Origin of the sequence: Haladaptatus sp. W1, assembly GCF_001723155.1 — an archaeon.
GTDB classification, from domain to species: domain Archaea; phylum Halobacteriota; class Halobacteria; order Halobacteriales; family Haladaptataceae; genus Haladaptatus; species Haladaptatus paucihalophilus.
Window position 1 is genome coordinate 1 of record NZ_MEIH01000120.1, and the last position, 1857, is coordinate 1857.

The 1857-nt window shown below is 62.5% G+C and carries 1 protein-coding gene and 3 pseudogenes; all 4 read right to left on the bottom strand.

Going from position 1 to position 1857, the window contains the following annotated elements:
• Positions 1-438 precede the first annotated feature (438 nt).
• Positions 439-591 (bottom strand): hypothetical protein, encoded by a 153-nt coding sequence (locus BG842_RS29630; protein WP_175424089.1) that lies wholly within the window; start codon positions 589-591, stop codon positions 439-441.
• A gap of 40 nt (positions 592-631) precedes the next feature.
• Positions 632-1114 (bottom strand): annotated as a pseudogene (locus BG842_RS06605) (NUDIX hydrolase).
• A gap of 25 nt (positions 1115-1139) precedes the next feature.
• Positions 1140-1577: pseudogene (locus BG842_RS06610) on the bottom strand (SAM hydroxide adenosyltransferase); the annotation flags it as partial.
• A pseudogene (locus tag BG842_RS27285) lies at positions 1577-1857 on the bottom strand (toprim domain-containing protein); the annotation flags it as partial. The pseudogenes BG842_RS27285 and BG842_RS06610, both read right to left, overlap by 1 nt.

Sequence of the window (1857 nt, forward strand, 5' to 3'; positions counted from 1 at the left end):
CGGCGGATGGACGACCACGTGACGAAGTACGTCCGCTCGCGACTGGAATGACGGCGGTTCGCTTCTGCGGGTGCTTACGGTTGCCTTCTCCGTACGGTCGCCGTCTCAGTCGAACCGATTGCTCGATGTCCGCGAGCGAAGTTCTTCCTGAAGCCAGGACTCGCAATACCCGATGCAATGCCCACCACATTCGGTGCACATCTGCCGGTCGAGTTCGTACGACGCACCGCACGATTTACACTCGAACCGCGTCGAGTCCGCGTGCCCCAGCCCCAGACCAACCCGGCTGACAAATCTCATTCTCGATTTGTTCGAGTGTGGGCAGTGCCATTATTATACGCCTGCTAAGCCTCTCTAAACACCTGTTCACGGATGTTTGGTTTCTTACATGTGTTGGTTATTCGAAAACGGCGACACTGGAAGATAACTGACTAGTCGTCAGTGACGTGGAGAGACGACCTGCTCGCTGCCACAATCCGGACAGCGTTCCCGCTCGTCGTCGAATGCCTTTCCACACCCGGTGCAGACGTAGGTCGGTCGGGGGTCTTCGTCGTCGTCGTCGGTTCCGAGCAGGCGGTCGATGATACTCATAAACGCCAGCAATCACCGAACGGACCTTATTATACACCACCTAATCCCGGTTACGCGATCGAGATTCGACGCGTTCGATGGCCTCGATGCCGAGCGTCACGACCTCCTCGGTCACGCCGTCGCGTTCTGAGTTCGTCCGGCGAGAACCACCGCCAGCAATCGGTCGCGCGTTCGCCGTCGTCCGGCGTAAGGTCTCGATTGGACGCCTCGCCGTAGTAGACGAAATCGATGTGCTGGTGTGCGACCTCGCCGTCGAACGCGTCGATGTCGTAGAGCATAGTGTGTTCCGCGGGCGCGAGTTCCCGACCGAAGTCGGCATCGGTGCTCGTCTCCGATTCGAGGAGCGTCACGTCCAACCCCGTCTCCTCACGTATTTCGCGCATCGCGGCCTCTCGGGGGAGTTGTCCCGGTCGAGATGGCCGCCCGGGGGGAGGAGCATACCGAGTCGGTCGTGGTCGTGGAGCAAACACTCGCCGTCGTGGACGACGTACGTCGTGGCCGTGAAATGTCGCGTCGTCTCCATGCGAAAAGGGACGACCGAATCGGGTTCACCGTTTCGGTCGGGTATCGAGGCGAATCTCGTCGCCGACCTCGATGCCAGTGGACTCGTCCGACGAGCCGCCGCTCGCTTCGCTCACGGAGACACTGAACGCCTCGTCGCCGCGGCCTCGATTGACCGCGAGCTCGACGTTGCCGTGACTGCCGACCGTCACGAGGCGTTGACCGGGGGCGACGTGGGCGTAGGAGGGTTCGACGGGCGCGGGGAGGCCGTTCACGTCGATTTCGTCTACGCCGTCCAGGAACTCGCCCGGAACGTTGGTGATGGCGTTGCCGAAGTCGTCCACGACGAGCAGTTCGCCGGTCGCGGAGCGGTCGCGGACGGTCGGGTCGGGAAACCGGAGGTCTTCGAACTCCTCGGTCGGTACGACGCCTTCGAGTTCGCTGAGCGCGTCCGCGCCCGCTTCGTGGACCCGAGCGGCGGCGGGCGGCGGGCTTCACCCGCGGCCGCCAGATCGAAGTCGAGTTCGTCCGGGTTCTCGAAGGCCGAGGAAACCTCGTTTTTGGTAATCGAGGAGAACCGAACGCGCTGGATGGGCACGTCCTCGTTCACCTCGCGGACGAGTTCCCACGCTTCCTTCCCGATGAGTTCGCCCTCGCGGTCGTAGTCCGTCGCAATCGTCACCCGACTCGCATCACGCGCGAGTAGGCGGAGCGTCCGAACGATGTTCTCCTTCGTCGGCTGTTTCTCGACGCTCGCGTCGATGA